Origin of the sequence: Neoroseomonas oryzicola, from assembly GCF_012163135.1 — a bacterium.
Lineage (GTDB): Bacteria > Pseudomonadota > Alphaproteobacteria > Acetobacterales > Acetobacteraceae > Neoroseomonas > Neoroseomonas oryzicola.
Genome location: NZ_JAAVUP010000004.1, coordinates 456,496 through 476,358, shown reverse-complemented (window position 1 = coordinate 476,358; position 19,863 = coordinate 456,496). Strand labels below are relative to the sequence as shown.

The following is a 19,863-nucleotide window of genomic DNA, read 5'->3' as shown; positions in this document are numbered from 1 at the left end:
GGGGTCAACGCGATCCGCCGATCCCGAGCAGCATGCCCGCCGAGACGAGCAGGACGGCCAGCAGCCCGACGGGGGGCAGGGCCTCCCCCAGCAGCGGCCAGGCGACCAGGGCGACGATGCCCGGCACGGCGGCGCCGATCATGGTCGTGATGGTCGGGCCGAGGGCGGTGACCGAGCGGGTGAACAGGACGCCGGCGATGATCGCCGCCCCCGCCCCCTGGAACGCCGCCTGGCCGAGGATGGCCGCCCAGGAGGCCTCGGCCAACCCCGAGGGCAGGAACAGCCACCAGACCGGCAGGTAGACCGGCGCGGCGGTCAGCCCGATGGCCAGCGTGGTGTCGAGCGCCGGCAGGCGCCAGCGCTGGACCAGCAGGGTGTAGACCGCCCAGCTGCTGACCGCGGCGAGGAACAGCAGGTCGCCCCGCCAGGCCCCGGCCCAGGCCCCGCCCGTCGTCACGGCAAGCAGCAGGCTGCCCGCGATGATCGTTGCGATGCCGAGCATGCGGCGGCGGGAGGGCATCCCCTGCCCCGCCAGCGCGGCCAGGATGGCGGTCACCGCCGGCAGGCCCGCGGCCATGATCGTCGCGCCATGCGCGGCCGGGGCGAGCCGGTAGCCCGCATAGGCCATGATCGGGAAGCCGAGCCCCGCGAAGACCAGCGCCGCCGGGATGCGCGTGACGGGCACCCGCGGCAGGCCGCGCAGCGCCAGGAAGGGCAGCACGCAGAGGAAGGCCCCGCCGTAGCGCAGCGCCGCGACGTCCCAGGGCGTCAGCGTCTCGCGCACCACGAAGCGGGAGACGAGGTGGAAGCTCGCCCAGACCATCAGCAGCAGGCCAGCGCAGATCCAGCCGATGCGGCGTTCGCGCGCGGCCGCGTCGGGCGTGATTGGGGCCCGGGGGGGCGGCTGGGTGGGATCCGGCATGGGAGCCGCATCATCGCCGATCGGCCCCGATCCAGAAACCGGTTCCGGCCCACACATTCCGATGCGAGATTGCAGCCATGTCGAACAGCGCCTCCCTCGCGCAAGGGGATCTTCTCCTCTCGCTCACGCTTCCCGATGCGACCGGGAAGAATGTCGACCTCCATGGCCAGGCCATCGCGGGGTCGCACCGCGTGCTGCTGCTGGGCATCGAGCCGACGCCGGAGCGCCTGGCTGCGGCCACGGCACGCCTCGCGGAGCGCGGGGCGCTGCTGTTCCTGGTGGTGTGCCAGATGCCCGCCGGCGCGCCGCGCCCGGGCGGCCCGCAGCGGGTGTTCGACCCCGCACGCCGGTTGCTCAACGGGTTCGGGCTGCCCGATGGCGGCGCCGTGGTGCTGACCCCGCGCGGGCGGATCGGGTTTCTTGGGGCGGGCGAGACGGCGCTCGACGCCGCGATCGAGTCCATCCCGCCGCAGCAACCGGCCGGGGCGCCACGCCGCCAGGGCGCGCCCGTGCTGATCATCCCGGATGTCCTCGAACCCGCGCTGATCGAATCGCTGCTGACCCATTGGCGCAACGGCACCAAGAGCCAGGGGCGCGTCGCCGTGGGCAGCGAGGCGGTCGGCACCGGCGCGGTCGCCGACATCAAGCGCCGCACGGATGTCTTCCTCGACGACCGGGCGCTCTATGACCGCTTCCAGCAGCGGCTCGAACGGCGCGTGGTGCCCGAGATGTGGCGCGCCTATCGGTTCCGCGCCGCGAGCTTCGAGGCGCCGCGGATCGGCTGCTACTCCGCGACCGACGCCGGCGCCTTCGGCGCGCATCGCGACAACCGCACGCCGACCACGGCGCATCGCCGCTTCGCGATGAGCCTGAACCTCAACACCGGCGACTACGAGGGCGGGACGCTGCGCTTCCCCGAATTCGGCCCCGAGGAATACGAGCCCGAGGCGGGCGGCTGCGTGATCTTCTCCTGCGACCTGCTGCACGAGGCGCTGCCCGTCACGCGCGGGGAGCGCTTCGCGATCTTCACCTTCTTCACCGATGCCGAGGGGGCGGAACAGGAACGCCGCCTCATTGCCCAGGCCATGGCCCAGGGCAAGCAAGGCGTGGACATGCGCTGATCGCGCAGGGTGGCGGCGTCAGGCGCCCCCGCGCCGGCGCGCCCCGTTGCGCAGCAGGAATTCGCGCCCGACCTTCACCCGCGGCGTGCCGTCATAGTCGACGATGTCGGCGGTCGCGTAGGTCTCGGACCAGGCGTCGGGGATGAAGGATCCGGTGCCGACGACGTCGATCGGCGCCTTGGCCTCGGCCATCACGCGGCACTTGCCGACGCCGAAGCCGGAGGAGGCAACGATGCGGACCTTCGGGAAGCCGGCGGTGTCGAGTTCCTCGCGCATCTTCCAGATCGCCGCGGCGGAAACGCCGGTGCCGACCAGGTGGCGCAGTTCCGTCTCGCTGCGGTAGCGGCGGATCGCGCCCGGCGCGTGGCGTTCCAGCACGGCGTAGGATTCCGCCGGGTCGAGGCCCTCGAGGAAGCGGCCGCCATGGGTGTCGAGGCGCACCGCCAGCCGCCCTTCCGCCGCGAGTTCCGGGAAGCGCCGCGCGACCGCCAGGCCATCCGTCACCTCGCGCCCGAAGTAGTCGACGAGGACGGTGAGAGGCTCGGTCGGATAGGTCTCGTGGAACATCTCGGCCGCACGGACGGTGGTGCCGGCGTAGCCGATCAGGGCGTGCGGCATGGTCCCGTAGCCGGATTTCTGGCCGAACCAATGGGCCGTCGCGTCATTGGCGTTGCCGATGAAGCCCTTGGCCCCTTCGGCCTGCGCCGCGCGGCTGCCGACGGAGGCGGCGTAGGCCATCATCTCCTGCATCTCGGCCCCGGCGCAGTGGCGCGCTTCCATCGCGAGGAAGGCGACCTTCGGCAGTTCGAGGCACATCTGGTAGGCGTTGTGCGCGGCGACGCAGGCAGCGCCCAGCTTCTGGAGCAGCAGCGTCTCGAGGTCCGACAGCGCGACGAGCGAGCCGGTGATGTAGAGCAGCGGATCGCCGGCGCCGACCCACACACCTTCCTCGTGCATCACCTCGATGTGCACGTCGGTGCCGCGGGCCTTCGCCACGGCCCGCAGCCAGTCGAGCATCAGCCGCGGCGCGCAGACCACGGGACGGCGCAGGAAGACCGCATAGGTCACCCGCGTGTCGCCGAAGCGCTCGACGATCTGCTTGGTGCGGTTGAAGTAGGAATCCGTCCGCGCGGTGATCACCGCATCCGACGTGTCGGGGGGCGGCGCGGCGGGGGTCTCCCGCCGCGGCACGCCGGTCGCCAGCGCGGCGCCGAGCGTGGCGCCGCCGAGCGGTGGCGGCTTGTTCACTGCGCCGCCTGGGCCGGGGTCGCGAGCGCGGCGGCCTTGCGGGCCTTCAGCTCCTCCGCGATCAGGAAGGCCAGTTCCAGCGACTGCTCGGCATTCAGCCGCGGGTCGCAGGAGGTCGCGTAGTTGGCCGACAGGTCCGTCTCGGACAGGCGATGCGCACCGCCGAGGCATTCCGTCACTTCCTGGCCGGTCATCTCGACATGGACGCCGCCGGCGGTGGTGCCCTCGGCCTCATGCACGTCGAAGAAGCCGCGCACCTCGCCCATGATGGAATCGAAGACGCGGGTCTTGTACCCGGCGACGGTCGTGGTGTTGCCGTGCATCGGGTCGCACAGCCACACCACGTTGCGCCCGGCCTTCTGCACCGCGCGCACCAGCGGGGCGAGCTTCGCCTCGACCTTGTCGTGGCCCATGCGGGAGATGAGCGTCAGGCGCCCCTTCTCGTTCGCCGGGTTCAGGATCTCGGTCAGGCGGACGAGCTCGTCCGCGTCCATCGACGGGCCGACCTTCATGCCGATCGGGTTCTTCACGCCGCGGAGGAATTCCACATGCGCCCCGTCCGGCTGCCGCGTGCGGTCGCCGATCCAGAGGAAATGCGCCGAGCAGGCATAGGCATCGCCCGTGGTGGAATCGATGCGGGTCAGCGCTTCCTCATAGGGGAGCAGCAGGCTCTCGTGGCTCGTGTAGAAATCCGTCTCGCGCACCTGGGGCAGGTCCGACATGCCGCAGGCCTGCATGAAGGACAGCGTCTGGTCGATGCGCGTCGCGAGGTCGGCGTAGCGGTCGGCCAGCGGGCTGCGGGCGACGAAGCCGAGGTTCCAGCGGTGCACATGGTGCAGGTCCGCATAGCCGCCGGTCGCGAAGGCGCGCAGCAGGTTCATCGTGCCCGCCGACTGCATGTAGGCGAATTCCATGCGCGCCGGGTCGGGGATGCGGGCCTCTGGCGTGAAGTCCGGGCCGTTGATGATGTCCCCGCGATAGGAGGGCAGCGTGACGCCGTCCTTGGTCTCGGTGTCGCTGGACCGCGGCTTGGCGAACTGCCCGGCCATGCGGCCGAGCTTCACGACCGGCACCTGGCCGCCGAAGGTCAGCACCACGGCCATCTGCAGCAGCACGCGGAAGGTGTCGCGGATGACGTTGGCGGTGAAGTCGCCGAAGCTCTCGGCGCAGTCCCCACCCTGCAGGACGAAGGCTTCCCCGTCGCCGGCACGCGCCAGCGCGGCCCGGAGGCGCCGGGCCTCGCCTGCAAAAACCAGCGGGGGAAATCGCGCGATCTTCCCTTCCATCGCGGCAAGCGCCGCCTGGTCCGGGTAGTCCGGCACCTGCCGGATCGGCATCGCCCGCCAGGAATCCGGGCTCCAGCCTCGCGCGGTCATTGTCTGGCACTCTCCTCCATGAAAGTCGGGCACCTTACCCTCGGCGTGGGGGATGGGGGAAGCGGCGCGGCCGTGCGAGGCTCGCCGGACCGCCATGCTTGGGAAGGGGATGTCATGTTGGACCGCGCCGACGCCGTCGGGATCCTGATGCAGCGCGCCGTGCAGGCGGGCGACCTGCCCGGCGTGGTCGTCGCGGCCGCGGGGCGGGAGGAGGCAGGCTTCGCGGCCGGTTACGGCGTGCGGCGGCTGGGCGCCCCCGAGCCGATGGCGCCCGACACGGTCGTCTGGATCGCTTCCATGACCAAGGCCGTCACCGCGGTGGCGGCGATGCGCCTGGTCGAGGCCGGGCGCCTGGCGCTGGACGCCCCGGCCGCCGAAATCCTGCCCGACCTGGCCGAGGCCCGGGTCCTGGAGGGCTTCGACGCCGCGGGCCAGCCCATCCTGCGGGCGCCGAAGCGGGCGATGACGCTGCGCCACCTGCTGACGCACACCTCCGGCTTCTCCTACGAGATGTGGAGTGCCGAGACGATCAAGGCGCGCAAGGCGCTGGGCCTACCGCCGATGCCGACTGGGAAGCTGGCGGCCCTGCGCCTGCCTCTCCTGTTCGATCCGGGCGAATCCTGGAACTACGGCATCGGCCTCGACTGGGTCGGTCGCATGGTCGAGGCGGCGACCGGCCAGCGCCTGGGCGATCACTTCGCCGAGACGATCTTCGCCCCCCTCGGCATGGCGGACACCGCCTTCCGGCTGCGGGAGGACATGCGCGCGCGCCTTGCCAGCGTGCATGCCCGGGGCCCGGACGGCAGCCTGACGCCGATCGACATGATCGTTGAGCAGGACCCCGAGTTCGAAAGCGGCGGCGGCGGGCTCTATTCGACCGCCAGGGACTACCTCGCCTTCGCGCGCATGATCCTCAACAGCGGACGGCATGGGCGGGAGCGGCTGCTGAAGGCCGAGACGATCGCCGAGATGGCGCGGGACCAGATCGCCCCGCTCGCGGTTCAGCCGATGGTCTCCGCCGTGCCCTCCGCGACGCATGACGCCGATTTCTTCCCGGGCATCCCGTGCGGCTGGGGGTTGTCCTTCCTGGTGAACCGCCGGCAGACGCCGCAGGGACGCGCGGCGGGCAGCCTGGCCTGGGCGGGGCTGGCCAACACATACTACTGGATCGACCACGGGCACGGGACGACCGGGCTGATGATGAGCCAGGTCCTGCCCTTCTTCGACCCCAAGGCGATCGCGCTGTTCCGGGGGTTCGAGGCGACGCTCAACGGGGAATGAGCGGAGGGGCCTCGCCCCTCCGGACCACCCCACCAAAGGCCGAAAGGCCTTTGGAAACCAGGACTTGGGTGTGCGCTATTCGGCCGGGGCGGGGACGGCGCGGGCGGAGGATGCGGCCTCGCGCGGGAGCAGCAACGCGGCCGCGAGCATCGTCGCAGTCAGGCCGGCCAGGATCGCGAACAGCACCCCTGCCCCGCCGGTACCATCCGCATAGGCCCAGGCGACCAGGTTCACCCCCAGCGGCGCGGCGGCGAAGCCCATCGCGAACTTCATCCCGAAGGCCAGGCCACGGCGGCGGCCCGAGGAATAGCGGGCGAGGAGGAGGTTCTCGACCGGGGCTGACATGTCGAAGGTGAAGCCGATCACCGCTGCCGCCACGACCGCGGCCGGCCCACCGAGCGCTCCGGCAACCGCCAGCGGCAGCAGCTTCAGCGCGAAGGTCGCGACATAGAGCCACTTGAACGGCAACCGGTCCGCCAGCCGTCCGCCGACCAGCTGCCCGACGCTGCCCGCCAGCAGCGTCGCCCCGACCACGAAGCCAAGCTGCGCAGCCTCCCCGGCATCGAGGCCGAGACTGTCGCTGAGCCACTTCGGCAGGGCCGTCGAGAAGGCGGCGTAGACGACCGAGCCCAGCGAGAAGGTCACCGCCAGCACCACCAGCACGCCCATCGGCGCCCGGCTGTCGGGCGCCGTCGCCGTGCCGGGCGCCGCCGTCACGGTATGCGCGGGCGCGGCGGCCACGCGCCCGCCGGCGATCGCCAGCATCAGCAACACCCCGCCCGCGATCGTCACGAGCCCTGGCACGATCAGCGCCGCGCGCCAGCCCGCGACTTCCGCCAGCCCGCCCGCGATCACGGCGGCCAGCGCAACCCCGATCGACCCGGCGATGCCGAGCCAGCCCATGATCCGTCCCCGGATCGCGATGGGCGCGGCCATCGAGACCCAGGCCATGCCGACCGGGTGGTAGATCGCCCCGAACAGCCCGACCGCGCCCAGCGCGACCGCCATGCCCGACGGCCCGCTGACCATGCCCGCCGCGACGGCCGAAGCCCCGATCCCGAGGTAGAAGACCGCCATCATGCGCGCATGGCCGAAGCGGTCCGCGAGCCAGCCCGCCGCCGGCGCACCGAGGCCGACCATCATCGCCCCCGCGGTCCAGAGCGGGATGATCTCGGCATAGGGCTTCTCCCAAACCCGCTCGAGGATGACCGCGAGGGTGAGGAAGACGCCCGTCAGCACGTGGTGCAGGAAATGACCCGCCGAGGCGAAGAGGACCGTCAGGCGGGCCTGGGGCGACACCCTATTGCGCCGCCGCCTGGACGCCGGCGACGCGGGTGCGCGTGCGCAGCGTGACGAATTCCTCGGCCGCGGTCGGGTGGATGCCGATGGTGCGGTCGAAATCCTGCTTGGTCGCACCCATCCCCACGGCGATGCCGATGCCCTGCATGATCTCGGCGGAATCCTCGCCCAGCATGTGGGCGCCGAGGATCTTCTGGGTGTTCTGGCAGACCACCAGCTTCATCAGCGTCCGGCGCCCCTCCCGCTTGCTGATGGTGTGGCGCATGGGGGTGAAGCGGGTGACGTAGATGTCGACGGGGCCACGGGCGGCGGCCTCGGCTTCCGTCAATCCGACCGTCGCGATGGGCGGGGACATGAAGACGGCCGTCGGCACGTTCTCGTAGGACGCCTTGCGCGGGTTCTTGCCGAACAGCGTGTCGGCGAGCGCGTGGCCGACCGCGGTCGCCATGGGCGTGAGGTTCACGCGGTCGATCACGTCCCCGATCGCGTAGATGTGGGGGACCGCGGTGCGGTGCTCGTCATCGACCGGGATGCCGGTGCCCGGCCGGACGTCGAGCCCGGCCTTGTCGAGCCCGAGGCCCGCCGTGTTCGGCTCGCGGCCGGTGCAGAAGAACACCGCGTCGGCCTCGCGCATGAAGTTGTCGGACTTCGAGACCATGAGGTGGTCGCCCACCTTCGCGATGCGCGTCGGCGCCACGTCGGGGTTGAGGCGGATGCCCTGGGCGGCGAGCGCCTCGGCCGCCGCGGCGCGGACGTCCTCGTCGAAGCCGCGCAGCGGCAGGGGCGCGCGATAGATCAGGTCCACCTCGGCGCCGAGGCCGCGCAGGATGCAGGCGAACTCCACCGCGATGTAGCCGCCGCCGATGACGATGGCACGCTTCGGCAATGCCTTCAGCGTGAACAGGTCGTCCGAGATCAGGCCGAGTTCCGCGCCCGGGATCGGCAGGCGCGTCGGCGTGCCGCCGACAGCGATGACGATGCGCTCGGCCGTGACGCGCTTGCCGCCCACGTCGAGGGTGTGCGGATCGACGAAGGTCGCGCGCGCGTCGAAGGAGGTGACGCCGGCGCCGGCCAACAGCTTGCCGTAGATGCCCGACAGGCGCGTGACCTCGGTGTCCCGGGCAGCGGCGAGCTTCGCCCAGTCATGGGCCTGATGGCGGTGGTGCGGCCAGCCGAAGGCTGCGGCATCCTCCATCCAGGCGCCGTATTCGGCGGCATTGACCATGATCTTCTTGGGCACGCAGCCGACATTGACGCAGGTGCCGCCCCAGAAGCGCTCCTCGGCGACCGCGACGCGGGCACCGTGCCCCGCCGCGATGCGCCCGCAGCGCACGCCGGCCGAACCGCCGCCGATGACGAAGAGGTCGAAGTCGTATGGCATCGGTATCCCCCGCGGGGCCGGCCCCGCCCATCCTGCGCCTGAGTTAGTGGGTCGCGGCGCGGGCGGCAATGCGACGCCGCCGCGCGGGCAGGCATACGCTCAGCGCGTCGCTTCCATCACCAGCGCCCGGCTCGGCGCCTCGAAGGAACCTTCGCCGAACCGCGCGGCGATCGCGACCGCGACGGCGTCGGTCGCGACAGCCAGGGCGTCGGGGCCGAAGGCCTCGATCTCGGCGCGCATCGGCGTTCCCTGGCAGAGCGCGATGGCGGCGCTGCGGGCCGAGGCGGCGCGGCCGGTCTGGGTCACCGTCTCGACCGCGATCGCCTCCCAGCCCGCCGCGCGCAGGTCGCGCTCGATGGCCCCGGCGTCGAAGTGGCCATGCGGCGTGCGTTCCAGGAACCAGGTGCCGGTGGGCGTGAAGAGCCGTGACAGCGCCTCGAGCGCCGCATGGGCGACCGGCGCGTGGTCGACGCGGTCCCAGGTGCTGAACAGGAAGCGCCCGCCGGGTCGCAGCACGCGGCGCGCCTCGCGATAGGCGGCGACGCGGTCGGGGAAGAACATCGCGCCGAACTGGCAGACCACGGCGTCGAAGGCGGCATCACCATAGGGCAGCGCCTGGGCGTCGGCCTGGCGGAAGGCGACCCGGGCGAGGGCGGGCTTGGCCATCGCGTGGTCGAGCATCGGCTGGTTGAGGTCCGTCGCGGTGATCGCGACGGCGGGCGGCAACGTGTCCACCAGGGCCGCGGTGACGATGCCAGTGCCGGCGGCCGTTTCCAGCACGGCGCCGGCGCTGAGGTCGGACAGGCGCCGGGCGACATACCGGGCGAAGGGCTCGAAGAAGAGCGGGCCCATGTAGCGGTCGTAATTGGCCGGCACCGAGCCGGCGAAGATGGCGTCAGGAGCCGACATCCGTCCCTCCCTGGGTTGCGCGGCAGGCGCGGGGCCTGCGTCCATCGCCGGCGGTGTCGGTCGGGCATCGCGGCCGGCGGCGGGCGCCGCGTTCCTTGCTGCCGGAGCGGCATCTGGGGTGCCGGGCGCGCGGTTCCAATGCGTCGTTTTGCGATTCGCTCGCATTCGCAGTATCGGGAGACGATGTTCCGCCGCCCCCGCCCCCCGAAGCCCGCCCGCGCCAGGGTGTCCTTCGACGAAATCCGCGACGCGACCCCCGAGGCGCTCGCCGCCGCCTTCGCCGCGCCGCCCGAGGCGGCGGCGCCCTGGGTCGAAGCCGCGGCGAAGTACGGCATCGCCCGGGCGATGGTGTTCTGGGGGCAGATCCTGCTCGACGGGCTCGGGGGCGTGGCGCAGGACCGCGCGGCGGCGGCCGCGTGGTTCCGGGCGGCGGCCGAGGCCGGCGAGCCCGAGGGGATGAACATGCTCGGCCGCTGCCTCGAGAACGGCTGGGGCGTGGCGGAGGACCAGGCGGCCGCGGCGGGCTGGTTCCGGCGGGCGGCGGAAGCGGGGCTCGACTGGGGGCAGTACAACCTCGGCAACATGTTCTTCCGCGGCCGGGGCGTGGCGGAGGACCGGGCGGAGGCCTTGGCCTGGTACCGCCGCGCGGCGGCGCAGGGCCATGCGAAGTCGATCAACATGGTGGCGCGCTATCTGGAGGAAGGCTGGGAGGGCCCGCGCGATGCGGCGGAGGCCGCGCGGCTCTACGCCCTGTCGGCCGAGCGCGGCGACTTCCGGGGCCAGTTCAACCTGGCGGCCCTGCTGACGGCCGAGGGACGGATCGAGGAGGCCGCCGCCTGGTTCCGGCGTGCCGCCGCCGGCGCCCATGCGGCCTTCCGCCGCGCCATGGCCGAGCGCCTCGCATCGCGCCCCGAACCCGAACTGCGCGCGGTCGCCGAGGAGATCGCCAGGTAATGGTTCCCAAAGGCCTTTCGGCCTTTGGTAGGGAGAGCCCGAGAGGGGCAAGGCCCCTCTCGGAAGATCACGTCGCGGGCCGGCGCGGCACGACGATGCGCGGGATGAAGACCTGAACTTCCTCCCCGTGCTGGTTCAGCGTGCGGATGCGGACGAGGGCCGCGCCGCGGTCGGGCCGCGAGCGCGAGGGCGCGGATTCCAGGATCTCGATATCGATGGACAGGCTGTCGCCGGGCCGCACGGGTCGCGGCCAGCGCAGTTCGCCGCCGCCGCCGATCACGCCGTCGGCGATGTGGCCGACGGCTTCGATGACCAGGGGCATGGTCAGCGACGCGGTGTGCCAGCCACTCGCCGCGAGGCCCTGGAAGAGCGGATGCGCCTGGGCCGCTTCGGGATCCGTGTGGAAGGGCTGCGGGTCGTAGCGGCTGGCGAAGGCGATGATCTCCGCCTCGGTGACCGTCACCGGGCCGGCGGTGAATCGCCGGCCCGGGGTCAGGTCCTCGAGGAAGAGGGGTTCCCTCACGTGCCGATGCCGCCGAGGGCGAGGTACTTCACCTCGAGGTATTCCTCGATGCCCATGTGGCTGCCTTCGCGGCCGAGGCCGGACTGCTTGAAGCCGCCGAAGGGCACCTCGGCCGTCGAGATGATGCCCTCGTTGATACCGACGATGCCGTATTCCAGCGCCTCGGCGACGCGGAAGATGCGGCCGACATCGCGCGCGTAGAAGTAGCAGGCGAGGCCGAACTCGGTGTCGTTGGCGAGCTTGATCGCCTCTTCCTCCGTCTTGAAGCGGAAGAGCGGCGCGACGGGGCCGAAGGTCTCCTCGCCGAAGATCTTCGCGCCGCGCGGCACGTTGGCGAGCACGGTCGGTTCGAAGAAGTTGCCGCCGCGGGCGTGGCGCTTGCCGCCGGTGACGACGGAGGCGCCCTTGGACAGCGCGTCGGCGATGTGTTCCTCGACCTTCGCGACCGCGTCGGCGTTGATCAGCGGGCCCTGGGTCACGCCGGCTTCCATGCCGTTGCCGACCTTCAGGCCTTCGACCGCTTCCTTCAGCTTCTTCGCGAAGGCGTCGTAGACGCCGTCCTGCACCAGGAGGCGGTTGGCGCAGACGCAGGTCTGCCCGGTGTTGCGGTACTTGGACGCCATCGCGCCCTGCACCGCCGCGTCGAGGTCGGCATCGTCGAAGACGATGAAGGGCGCGTTGCCGCCCAGTTCCATCGAGGTCTTCTTGATGGTCGCGGCGCATTGCGCGAGCAGCACGCGGCCAACCTCGGTCGAGCCGGTAAAGGACAGCTTGCGCACGATCGGGTTGGCGGTGAGTTCCTTGCCGGTCTCGCCCGACGGCCCGGTGATGACGTTGCACACGCCCGCCGGCATGCCCGCGCGTTCGGCCAGTACGGCGATGGCCAGCGCGCTGAACGGCGTCTGGGACGCCGGGCGGATCACGCCGGTGCAGCCCGCGGCCCAGCCCGGGCCGGCCTTGCGGGTGATCATCGCCGAGGGGAAGTTCCAGGGCGTGATCGCCGCGAAGACGCCGATCGGCTCCTTCGTCACGATGATGCGGCGGCCCTTGGCGTTCTGCGGGATGGTCTCACCATAGACGCGGCGGCCTTCGTCGGCGAACCACTCGATGAAGGAGGCGGAGTAGACGACTTCGCCCTTCGCCTCGGCGAGCGGCTTGCCCTGCTCGGCCGTCATGATGGCGGCGAGGTCGTCCGCGTTCTCATGCATCAGCTTCGCGAGCTTGTGCAGGATGACGGCGCGGTCCTTCGCCAGCATGGCGCGCCAGGCGGGATACGCCGCGTTGGCGGCCTCGATGGCGCGGCGCGTCTCGGCCTGGCTCATGGCGGGGACGTTGCCGATGACCTCGCCGGTGGCGGGGTTGCGCACGGCAATGGTCTTGCCGCTGTCGGCCTGCACCCACTTGCCGTCGATGTAGTTGGCCTGGCGGAACAGGTCCGCATCCTTCAGCGGCACCTTGGCGATGGCATCGAGCATGGCGGTCCCTCCTCTATACGCGGCGGAACATAGGCCCGCCGGGACCCGCTGTCAGGGTGGATCGGCATCCCCGAACATTGCGAGCACGCGGCTTGCCGTGGTGCCGATATGGTCGCGCAGGGCCTGCTGCGCCGCGGCATCGCGCGCCAGGACCAGGTCGGCCAGCGCCTGATGGGCGGCTGCCATGCGCTGCCAGTCGGGCGTGACGGACTTCATCAGGCGACGATACCGCGTCGTCTGCATGTAGAGGTCGTCGCAGAAGGCGCGCAGCGAGACGAGCGGACAGGCGGCGATCAGGGCGCGGTGGAAGCGGTGGTGCTTGGCCTCGTAGACGTCGAGCCAGGACTCCTCCGGGGTGCGGCGCTCCACCTCCCGCTTCAGCAAGGAGAGGCTCGCGACGATCTCGTCCTCCCAGGCCGCGCCGCCGGCTTCCATCGCCAGGCGCAGCGCCTCGGGCTCCACGAACTGGCGGGATCGCGTGATGTCGAGCAGGTGCGCCCGCGTGACCGGGGGGACGGAGAAGCCCTTCTGGCCCTCGAAGACGACGAAGCCTTCGGCGGCGAGGCGGGAGAGTGCCTCGCGCAGCGGCGTCGCGCCGTAGCCGGTGCGGGCGGCGAGGTCGCGCAGGCGCAGCCGCGCCTCGGGCGGCAGGGCGCCGGCGACGATTTCCTCCCGCAGGCGATGCGTGGCGGCCTCGACGGCGGTGGCGGGGGCGGCGTCCATGGCGAAAATATATTTCGTCTTGCCATGTCGATCAACGCGCGCATGATCGACGTCATTCGGGAGCAAACGGAGCGTCCATGGCCCAGCGCGATGCCACCCACGACCCTGCGCGGAAGAGCTGGGTCGCCTCGGCGAATACGCCGGGGACGGATTTCCCGGTGCAGAACCTGCCGCTGGGCGTGTTCAGCACCGCGGGCGCGGCGCCGCGCTGCGGGGTGGCGATCGGGGACCGGATCCTCGACCTGAAGGCGGCGCATGGCGCGGGGCTGGTGAGCAACCCGGCGGCCACCGCGGACTCCCTTGGCCCGCTGATGACGGAAGGGCGGCGCGCCTCGGCCGCGCTGCGGACGGAGGTCTCGGCGCTGCTGTCCGAAGGCACGCCGTCGCGCACCGACCTGCTGGTGCCGATGGCGGCGGCGCGGATGCACCTGCCCACCACGGTGCGGAACTTCTCGGACTTCATGGCGTCCTACGACCATTGCGCGCGGCTCGGCGTGCGGCGGGACCCGAAGAACCCCCTGCCCCAGGCCTTCCGGCAATTGCCGGTCGCGTATCACTCGCGGGCATCGTCCGTGCGCGTCAGCGGCGAGGCGGTGATCCGCCCACATGGCCAGTGGCAGCGCCAGGACGGCACGATGCATTTCGGCCCGACCGAGGCGATGGACTACGAGCTCGAGATGGCCGTCTGGATCGCCGGCGACAACGCGATCGGCGAGCCGGTGCCGATGTCCCGCGCGCCCGACCGCATCTTCGGCTACGGGCTGCTCAACGACTGGTCGGTGCGCGACGTGCAGCGCTGGGAGATGCCGCCGCTCGGGCCGTTCCTCGGCAAGAGCGTGTCGACCTCCGTCTCGGCCTGGATCGTCACCGCCGAGGCGCTGGCCCCCTTCGAAATGCCGGCGCCGGTGCAGGAGCCGCCCGCCCTGCCCTATCTCGACAGCGCCTGGAACCGGTCGAACGGGGCGCTCGCGGTGCGGATGACGGCGGCGATCCTCACGCCACGCATGCGCGCGGAAGGTGCCGCACCCTTCGTGCTGACCGACACGCAGTTCGCCGGCATGTACTGGACCGCGGCGACCATGGTCGCGCACCACGCGTCGAACGGCTGCAACCTGCTGGCGGGCGATCTGCTCGGCAGCGGCACCGTCTCGGGGCCCGAGGAGACGGCGCGCGCCTGCCTCGCCGAGATCGGCCTCACCGGCCCGGTCTCGCTGCCGAATGGCGAGACGCGACGCTGGATCCAGGACGGCGACGAGATCGTCTTCCGCGCCCGGGCCGAGGCGCCCGGCGCGGTGCCCATCGGCTTCGGCGAATGCCGCGGGGTGCTGAACCCCGCCATCGCCTGGCCCGCCTGAGTCAACCAAGCAACAGGAAACGCCCCATGCCCCGTCGCATCGTCGACATCTCCGTCGCGCTGAAGGCCGGGATCGCCAGCGATCCGCCGCGCATGCTGCCGGAGATCGAGTACCACGATCACCACATGACCGCGCCCGCCATGGCGCAGGAATTTGGCATCCCGATCGACGCGCTGCCCGAGGGTGAATACGCGGCGGTCGAGCGCGTGCACATCAGCACGCACAACGGCACGCATCTCGACGCGCCCTACCACTTCTTCTCGCGCATGAACGAGCGCCTGGTGCCGGGCGGCGAACCGTCCTGGCGGATTGACGAGGTGCCGCTCGACTGGTGCTTCCAGCCCGGCGTGAAGCTCGACTTCCGCCACCTGCCGGACGGCTATGTCGCGACGCCGGAGGACGTGCAGAAGGAGCTCGCGCGCATCGGGCATACGCTGAAGCCGCTCGAGATCGTGGTGGTGAACACGCGCGCGGGCAGCCGCTACGGGCAGGACGACTACATCCATTCGGGCTGCGGCGTCGGCAAGGCGGCCACGCTCTGGCTGCTCGAACAGGGCGTGCGCGTGACCGGCACGGATGGATGGTCCTGGGATGCGCCGTTCTCGCTCACGAAGAAGAAGGTGGCCGAGACAGGCGATGCTGGCCTGATCTGGGAGGGCCATCGTGCCGGGCGCGACATCGGCTACTGCCACATGGAGAAGCTGAGCAACCTCGAATCCCTGCCCGCCGACGGCTTCATGATCGCCTGCTTCCCGGTGAAGGTGCATCGCGGCTCGGCCGGCTGGACGCGGGCCGTCGCGATCTTCGAGGAGTGACCGCGATGCGCCGCGCCCTTCTCGCCCTTGCGCTCGCCGCGCCGATCGCGGCGACGGCCCAGACCTTCCCCGACCGGCCGATCACCATCGTGCTGCCCTATGCGCCGGGCAGCGCGTCCGATGCCTATGGCCGCGCGCTCGGCGAGCATTTCACCCGGCTGATGGGCCAGCCCGTGGTGCTGACCAACCGCGACGGCGGCTCTGGCGTGGTGGGCATGCGCTTCGTCGCGCAATCCGCGCCGGACGGGCACACGCTTGGCCTGACGCCGGTCACGCCCGTGGTGGTGCAGCCGCACATGGTGCGCAACCTCGGCATCGGGCCGGACAGCTTCGCGCCGGTCTGCGGCACCAACGAGAACGTCATCGGCGTGCTCGTCTCCGCCCAGAGCCCGATCCGCGACCTGCCCGCGCTGGTCGAGGAAGGCCGCAAGCGCAACCTGACCTTCGGCAGTCCCGGGCCGAACTCCCTGCCGCAGCTCGCGGTGGTGCGGGTGACGCGGGCGACGGGCGTCGAGTTCAGCCACATCCCCTTCCGCGGCGACCCGCCGCACCTGAACGAGCTGATCGCCGGACGGATCGACTTCTCCGCCGCCGTGGTGGCCTCGGCCAGCGGGCTGATCGACGGCGACCGCGTGCGGCTGATCGCGGTGTTCTCCGCCCGCCGCCATCCGGACTACCCGAACGTGCCGACGGCGCGGGAGCAGGGCATCGACGCGCAACAGCTGAGCCAGGTTGGGATCTACGCCCCGCGCGGCACGCCCGAGCCGGTGATGGCGAAGCTCGAGGAAGCCTGCCGCACGGGGACGGAGGACGAGGCCTTCCGCCGCGTCGCCGCCGCCCGCCGCGTGCCGGTCAACTACATGTCGCGCGCCGACTTCACCGCCATGGTGCACAGCGAGTACGAGGCCTACGGCCGGATCCTGAGGGAACTCGGGGTGCAGCCCGAATAGCCCCCGGCGCCGCCGTTCTCAGGACGGCGGCGCGCCCTGCCAGACGACATGACCGCGGATCGCGGGCGGGTCGTCGCGCGTCCAGCCATGCTTCGCCGCGAAGGCGCGCATGGCATCGAAGCCGGCGCGCCAGGCCTCGGAGCCGGACTGGCCGGAAGCCGCCAGCAGCCAGTCGACCGAAACCCAGGCATGGTCCTGGCCTTCGAAGGCCAGGACGCCGTCCAATGACAGCTCCGCAAGCGCCGCCGGATCGGCCGCGGCGACGACGCTGAAGCGTTTGAGATCCTCGACCGCCGTTAGGCGGGGCGCCTGGCCGGGCGCGATGTGAACCTCCATCGGCTCACTCCACCGTCACGCTCTTCGCCAGGTTGCGCGGCTGGTCGACGTCCGTGCCCTTCAGCACCGCGACGTGATAGGCGAGCAGCTGCACCGGGATGGCGTGCAGGATCGGCGCGGAGAAGGCGCCGACCCGCGGCAGCACCACGACGCGTTCGGCGAAGCGGGCGAGCTTCTCGGCGCCGAGGTCGTCGGTGAAGGCCATGATGCGTCCGCCGCGCGCGGCAGCTTCCTGCAGGTTCGACGCCGTCTTCTCGAACATCGGGCCCGAGGGGCAGAGGGAGATGACGGGCACCGCGTTGTCGATCAGCGCGATCGGGCCGTGCTTCATCTCGCCGGCGGCGTAGCCCTCGGCGTGGATGTAGCTGATCTCCTTGAGCTTCAGCGCGCCTTCCATGGCGATCGGGAAGAGCGTGCCGCGGCCGAGGAACAGCACGTCCCGCGCCTTGGCGACCTCGGCGGCCATGGCGCGGATCTCGGCATCGCGCTCGAGCACCAGCGCGGCATTGCCCGGCACTTCGAGCAGGGATGCCGTCAGCTTCGCCTCGTCCTCGATCGAGATGGTACCGCGCGCGCGGCCGAAGCCGATGGCGAGGCAGGCCAGCACCGCGAGCTGCGCCGTGAAGGCCTTGGTCGAGGCGACGCCGATCTCCGGGCCAGCGACGGTCAGCACGGCGCCATCCGCCTCGCGCGCCATGCTGCTCTCGGGCACGTTCACCACGGCGACGACCTTCTGCGCGTTCTCGCGCAGCAGGCGCAGGGCGGCCATGGTGTCTGCGGTCTCGCCGGACTGGCTCACCAGCAGCGCGGCGCCGCCTTCGGGCAGCGGCGGCTCGCGGTAGCGGAACTCGCTCGCGACATCGGCATCGACCGGGATGCGCGCGAGCTGCTCGATCCAGTAGCGCCCGACCAGCCCGGCGAGGAAGGCGCTGCCGCAGGCCGTGATGGTCATGCGCGGCACGGTCGCCGGATCGAAGGGCAGCGGCGGCAGCGTCACGCTGCGCGTCATCGGGTCGAGGTACTGCGTCAGCGTGTCGCCGAGCACGACGGGGTGCTCGTGCAGCTCCTTTTCCATGAAGTGGCGGTAGTTGCCCTTGCCGGTCGCGGCACCCGAGACGGCGGTCAGCCGGATTTCGCGCTGCACGGGGGTGTCCGCCACGTCGAAGAAGCGCGCGCCGGCCTCGTCCACCACGGCCCAGTCGCCTTCGTCGAGATAGGCGATGCGGCGCGTCAGCGGCGCGAGCGCGAGCGCGTCCGAGCCGACGAACATCTCGCCCTCTCCGAAGCCGACGGCAAGCGGCGCGCCCTGCCGCGCGCAGATCAGCGTGCGCGGATGCCCCGCGAAGATCATCGCGAGCGCATAGGCCCCGTGTGCGCGCTTCAGCGCGGCCGAGGCGGCGCGCTCGGGCGTCGCGCCCTCCAGCAGAAGCTGATCGACCAGGCGGGCGAAGGTCTCGGTGTCGGTCTCGGTCTCGAAGACCTGGCCCTTGGCCTCGAGCTCGGCGCGGAGCTCGGCGTGGTTCTCGATGATGCCGTTGTGCACGACGGACACGCGCGGCGTGCCGTGCGGATGGGCATTGCGTTCCGTCGGCGCGCCATGCGTCGCCCAGCGGGTATGCGCGATGCCGGTGGTGCCGGGCAGCGGGTTCGCGTCCAGCACGGCGGCGAGGTTGGCGAGCTTGCCCTCGGCGCGGCGGCGGTCGATGTGGCCGTTCACGAGGGTCGCGATGCCCGCGCTGTCATAGCCGCGGTATTCCAGGCGGCGGAGCGCCTCGAGGAGGCGCGGCGCAGCCGCTTCGCGCCCGACGACGCCGACGATCCCGCACATGCCCTACTTCCCCTTCTTGCCCTTGAAGCCGCGGCCCTCGAAGACCGCCTGGCGGCCGCGCGCGATGGCGAGCGCATCGTCCGGCACGTTGGTGGTGATGACGCTGCCCGCGCCGATCAGCGCGCGCGCGCCCACCTTCACCGGTGCGACGAGCGAGGTGTCGCTGCCGATGAAGGCGCCTTCCCCGATCTCGGTCCGGTGCTTCTTCACCCCGTCGTAGTTGCAGGTGATGGTGCCGGCGCCGATGTTCGCCCCCGCCCCGATCGTCGCATCGCCCAGGTAGCTGAGATGGTTCGCCTTCGCGCCCTCCCCCAGCGTCGTGGCCTTCAGTTCGACGAAGTTCCCGACATGCGCGCGCGGCTCAATCACGGCGCCGGGGCGCAGCCGCGCGAAGGGGCCGATCTCGGCATGGCGGCGAACGATGCATTGCGTCAGGTGGCTGAAGGAATGGATCAGCGCGCCCTCCTCGACCGTCACGCCGGGGCCGAAGAAGACGTTGGGCTCAATCACCGTATCCGCACCGAGGCGCGTGTCCCAGGACAGGAACACGGTCTCGGGTGCGATCATGGTCACCCCGGCATCGAGGGCTGCGGCGCGCAGGGCGGCCTGCACCTCGGCCTCGGCGCCGGCGAGCTCGGCCTTGCTGTTGATGCCGCGCAGCTCAGCCTCCGGGGCTTCCACCGCGCGCACGCTGCGGCCCTCGGCGCGGGCGAGCGCGACCACGTCGGTCAGGTAGTATTCGCCCTTGGCGTTGTCGTTGCGCACGGCGGCGAGCCAGCGGAACAGGTCCGGGCCCCGCGCGCAGACCACGCCGGCGTTGCACAGGCCGATGGCGCGTTCGTCGGCGCTCGCATCGGCCCATTCGACGACGCGTTCGACCATGCCGTCCGCGCGCGTGACGACGCGCCCGTAGCGGCCGGGATCGGCGGGACGCATGGCGAGCAGCACCAGGTCGGCCTCGGAGCGTGCCGCCTGCAGCCGTGCGAGCGTCGCTTCCGAGATCAGCGGATTGTCGCCGTAGAGGATGGCGACGTCGCCGTCATGCCCGCCGAGCTGCGGGCCGGCCTGCAGGGCCGCGTGCGCGGTGCCGAGGCGTTCGCGCTGCACCGCGACCGCATGCGGCGCGACCGCGGCCTCGAGTTCCGGCATGTCGGGCCCGACCACCACGACGACGCGGCCGAAGCGGGCCTCCACCGATTGCAGCAGGTGGCGGATCATCGGGCGCCCGGCGATGGGGTGCATCACCTTGGGGCGCGGGGACCTCATGCGGGTGCCGAGGCCGGCGGCGAGGATGACGGCGGCGTGGGTCATGCCGTTCGGGTAACGCGCCGCGCCGCGCCGCGTCCAGCGCGACGCGCGTCAACATG

General features: G+C 71.7%; 18 protein-coding genes. 6 read left to right on the top strand and 12 right to left on the bottom strand.

The genetic code is table 11. The annotated features are described in order from the left end of the window. Positions 1–4: 4 nt before the first annotated feature. Positions 5–922, bottom strand: coding sequence for a DMT family transporter (locus GWK15_RS17095; protein ID WP_168042551.1), 918 nt, complete (start codon positions 920–922; stop codon positions 5–7). 77 nt (positions 923–999) lie between these two features. On the opposite strand from GWK15_RS17095, the gene GWK15_RS17090 reads away from it, so the two are divergent. After that, positions 1,000–2,043 (top strand): 2OG-Fe(II) oxygenase family protein, encoded by a 1,044-nt coding sequence (locus GWK15_RS17090; protein WP_168042550.1) that lies wholly within the window; start codon positions 1,000–1,002, stop codon positions 2,041–2,043. A gap of 18 nt (positions 2,044–2,061) precedes the next feature. Here the strand turns inward: GWK15_RS17090 and GWK15_RS17085 are convergent, their stop codons facing one another. Both GWK15_RS17085 and GWK15_RS17080 read right to left on the bottom strand, forming a co-directional pair. Further along, positions 2,062–3,234: a beta/alpha barrel domain-containing protein gene (locus GWK15_RS17085; RefSeq protein ID WP_168042607.1), complete on the bottom strand. Its 1,173-nt coding sequence runs from the start codon at positions 3,232–3,234 to the stop codon at positions 2,062–2,064. Between the two features lie 53 nt (positions 3,235–3,287). Beyond that, complete coding sequence (locus GWK15_RS17080; protein WP_168042549.1) at positions 3,288–4,667, bottom strand: class II 3-deoxy-7-phosphoheptulonate synthase; 1,380 nt, start codon at positions 4,665–4,667, stop codon at positions 3,288–3,290. 114 nt (positions 4,668–4,781) lie between these two features. On the opposite strand from GWK15_RS17080, the gene GWK15_RS17075 reads away from it, so the two are divergent. Further along, the gene (locus GWK15_RS17075; protein ID WP_168042548.1) at positions 4,782–5,948 is read left to right on the top strand and encodes a serine hydrolase domain-containing protein; all 1,167 of its coding nucleotides are present in this window, start codon (positions 4,782–4,784) and stop codon (positions 5,946–5,948) included. A 75-nt stretch (positions 5,949–6,023) separates the two neighbouring features. Here the strand turns inward: GWK15_RS17075 and GWK15_RS17070 are convergent, their stop codons facing one another. From GWK15_RS17070 to GWK15_RS17060, 3 genes are all read right to left on the bottom strand, one after another. Next, positions 6,024–7,247, bottom strand: a complete 1,224-nt coding sequence (locus GWK15_RS17070) for an MFS transporter (protein WP_168042547.1) — start codon at positions 7,245–7,247, stop codon at positions 6,024–6,026. Position 7,248: 1 nt separating this feature from the next. After that, entirely contained in the window at positions 7,249–8,628 is a 1,380-nt protein-coding gene (gene gorA / locus GWK15_RS17065) for a glutathione-disulfide reductase (protein ID WP_168042546.1), read from the bottom strand. 99 nt (positions 8,629–8,727) lie between these two features. Continuing rightward, a complete protein-coding gene (locus GWK15_RS17060; RefSeq protein ID WP_168042545.1) occupies positions 8,728–9,537 on the bottom strand; it encodes a class I SAM-dependent methyltransferase in 810 nt (269 codons plus the stop codon). Positions 9,538–9,762: 225 nt separating this feature from the next. Between GWK15_RS17060 and GWK15_RS26355 the strand changes: the two genes are divergently transcribed. After that, complete coding sequence (locus GWK15_RS26355) at positions 9,763–10,491, top strand: SEL1-like repeat protein (RefSeq protein WP_168042544.1); 729 nt, start codon at positions 9,763–9,765, stop codon at positions 10,489–10,491. A gap of 67 nt (positions 10,492–10,558) precedes the next feature. Here the strand turns inward: GWK15_RS26355 and GWK15_RS17050 are convergent, their stop codons facing one another. From GWK15_RS17050 to GWK15_RS17040, 3 genes are read right to left on the bottom strand one after another with little or no spacing between them, the layout of a single operon-like run. Next, on the bottom strand, positions 10,559–11,014 hold the full coding sequence (locus tag GWK15_RS17050) for a MaoC/PaaZ C-terminal domain-containing protein (protein ID WP_168042543.1): 456 nt from the start codon (positions 11,012–11,014) through the stop codon (positions 10,559–10,561). Next, a complete protein-coding gene (locus GWK15_RS17045) occupies positions 11,011–12,489 on the bottom strand; it encodes an NAD-dependent succinate-semialdehyde dehydrogenase (RefSeq protein ID WP_168042542.1) in 1,479 nt (492 codons plus the stop codon). Before GWK15_RS17045 ends, GWK15_RS17050 begins: the two co-directional genes overlap by 4 nt. 51 nt (positions 12,490–12,540) lie before the next feature. After that, positions 12,541–13,212 (bottom strand): GntR family transcriptional regulator, encoded by a 672-nt coding sequence (locus tag GWK15_RS17040; protein ID WP_168042541.1) that lies wholly within the window; start codon positions 13,210–13,212, stop codon positions 12,541–12,543. A gap of 77 nt (positions 13,213–13,289) precedes the next feature. Between GWK15_RS17040 and fahA the strand changes: the two genes are divergently transcribed. Genes fahA through GWK15_RS17025 form a run of 3 tightly spaced genes read left to right on the top strand, consistent with a single transcriptional unit; the run spans position 13,290 to position 16,332 of the window. Continuing rightward, positions 13,290–14,567 (top strand): fumarylacetoacetase, encoded by a 1,278-nt coding sequence (gene fahA, locus GWK15_RS17035; protein WP_168042540.1) that lies wholly within the window; start codon positions 13,290–13,292, stop codon positions 14,565–14,567. Positions 14,568–14,593: 26 nt separating this feature from the next. After that, complete coding sequence (locus GWK15_RS17030; protein WP_168042539.1) at positions 14,594–15,382, top strand: cyclase family protein; 789 nt, start codon at positions 14,594–14,596, stop codon at positions 15,380–15,382. Positions 15,383–15,387: 5 nt separating this feature from the next. Next, a complete protein-coding gene (locus tag GWK15_RS17025; protein WP_168042538.1) occupies positions 15,388–16,332 on the top strand; it encodes a tripartite tricarboxylate transporter substrate binding protein in 945 nt (314 codons plus the stop codon). A gap of 18 nt (positions 16,333–16,350) precedes the next feature. Here GWK15_RS17025 and GWK15_RS17020 read toward each other — a convergent pair whose 3' ends face one another. From GWK15_RS17020 to glmU, 3 genes are read right to left on the bottom strand one after another with little or no spacing between them, the layout of a single operon-like run. Then, positions 16,351–16,668, bottom strand: a complete 318-nt coding sequence (locus GWK15_RS17020) for a hypothetical protein (RefSeq protein ID WP_168042537.1) — start codon at positions 16,666–16,668, stop codon at positions 16,351–16,353. Positions 16,669–16,672: 4 nt separating this feature from the next. Further along, a complete protein-coding gene (gene glmS, locus GWK15_RS17015; RefSeq protein ID WP_168042536.1) occupies positions 16,673–18,496 on the bottom strand; it encodes a glutamine--fructose-6-phosphate transaminase (isomerizing) in 1,824 nt (607 codons plus the stop codon). 3 nt (positions 18,497–18,499) lie between these two features. After that, positions 18,500–19,807, bottom strand: a complete 1,308-nt coding sequence (glmU, locus tag GWK15_RS17010) for a bifunctional UDP-N-acetylglucosamine diphosphorylase/glucosamine-1-phosphate N-acetyltransferase GlmU (RefSeq protein ID WP_168042535.1) — start codon at positions 19,805–19,807, stop codon at positions 18,500–18,502. Positions 19,808–19,863 lie beyond the last annotated feature (56 nt).

Coding starts and splice junctions, on each gene's coding strand:
- GWK15_RS17095 (WP_168042551.1), bottom strand. CDS start 922: ATGCCGGATCCCACCCAGCCGCCCCCCCGGGCCCCAATCACGCCCGAC.
- GWK15_RS17090 (WP_168042550.1), top strand. CDS start 1,000: ATGTCGAACAGCGCCTCCCTCGCGCAAGGGGATCTTCTCCTCTCGCTC.
- GWK15_RS17080 (WP_168042549.1), bottom strand. CDS start 4,667: ATGACCGCGCGAGGCTGGAGCCCGGATTCCTGGCGGGCGATGCCGATC.
- GWK15_RS17075 (WP_168042548.1), top strand. CDS start 4,782: ATGTTGGACCGCGCCGACGCCGTCGGGATCCTGATGCAGCGCGCCGTG.
- gorA (WP_168042546.1), bottom strand. CDS start 8,628: ATGCCATACGACTTCGACCTCTTCGTCATCGGCGGCGGTTCGGCCGGC.
- GWK15_RS17060 (WP_168042545.1), bottom strand. CDS start 9,537: ATGTCGGCTCCTGACGCCATCTTCGCCGGCTCGGTGCCGGCCAATTAC.
- GWK15_RS17045 (WP_168042542.1), bottom strand. CDS start 12,489: ATGCTCGATGCCATCGCCAAGGTGCCGCTGAAGGATGCGGACCTGTTC.
- GWK15_RS17040 (WP_168042541.1), bottom strand. CDS start 13,212: ATGGACGCCGCCCCCGCCACCGCCGTCGAGGCCGCCACGCATCGCCTG.
- fahA (WP_168042540.1), top strand. CDS start 13,290: ATGGCCCAGCGCGATGCCACCCACGACCCTGCGCGGAAGAGCTGGGTC.
- GWK15_RS17030 (WP_168042539.1), top strand. CDS start 14,594: ATGCCCCGTCGCATCGTCGACATCTCCGTCGCGCTGAAGGCCGGGATC.
- GWK15_RS17025 (WP_168042538.1), top strand. CDS start 15,388: ATGCGCCGCGCCCTTCTCGCCCTTGCGCTCGCCGCGCCGATCGCGGCG.
- GWK15_RS17020 (WP_168042537.1), bottom strand. CDS start 16,668: ATGGAGGTTCACATCGCGCCCGGCCAGGCGCCCCGCCTAACGGCGGTC.
- glmS (WP_168042536.1), bottom strand. CDS start 18,496: ATGTGCGGGATCGTCGGCGTCGTCGGGCGCGAAGCGGCTGCGCCGCGC.
- glmU (WP_168042535.1), bottom strand. CDS start 19,807: ATGACCCACGCCGCCGTCATCCTCGCCGCCGGCCTCGGCACCCGCATG.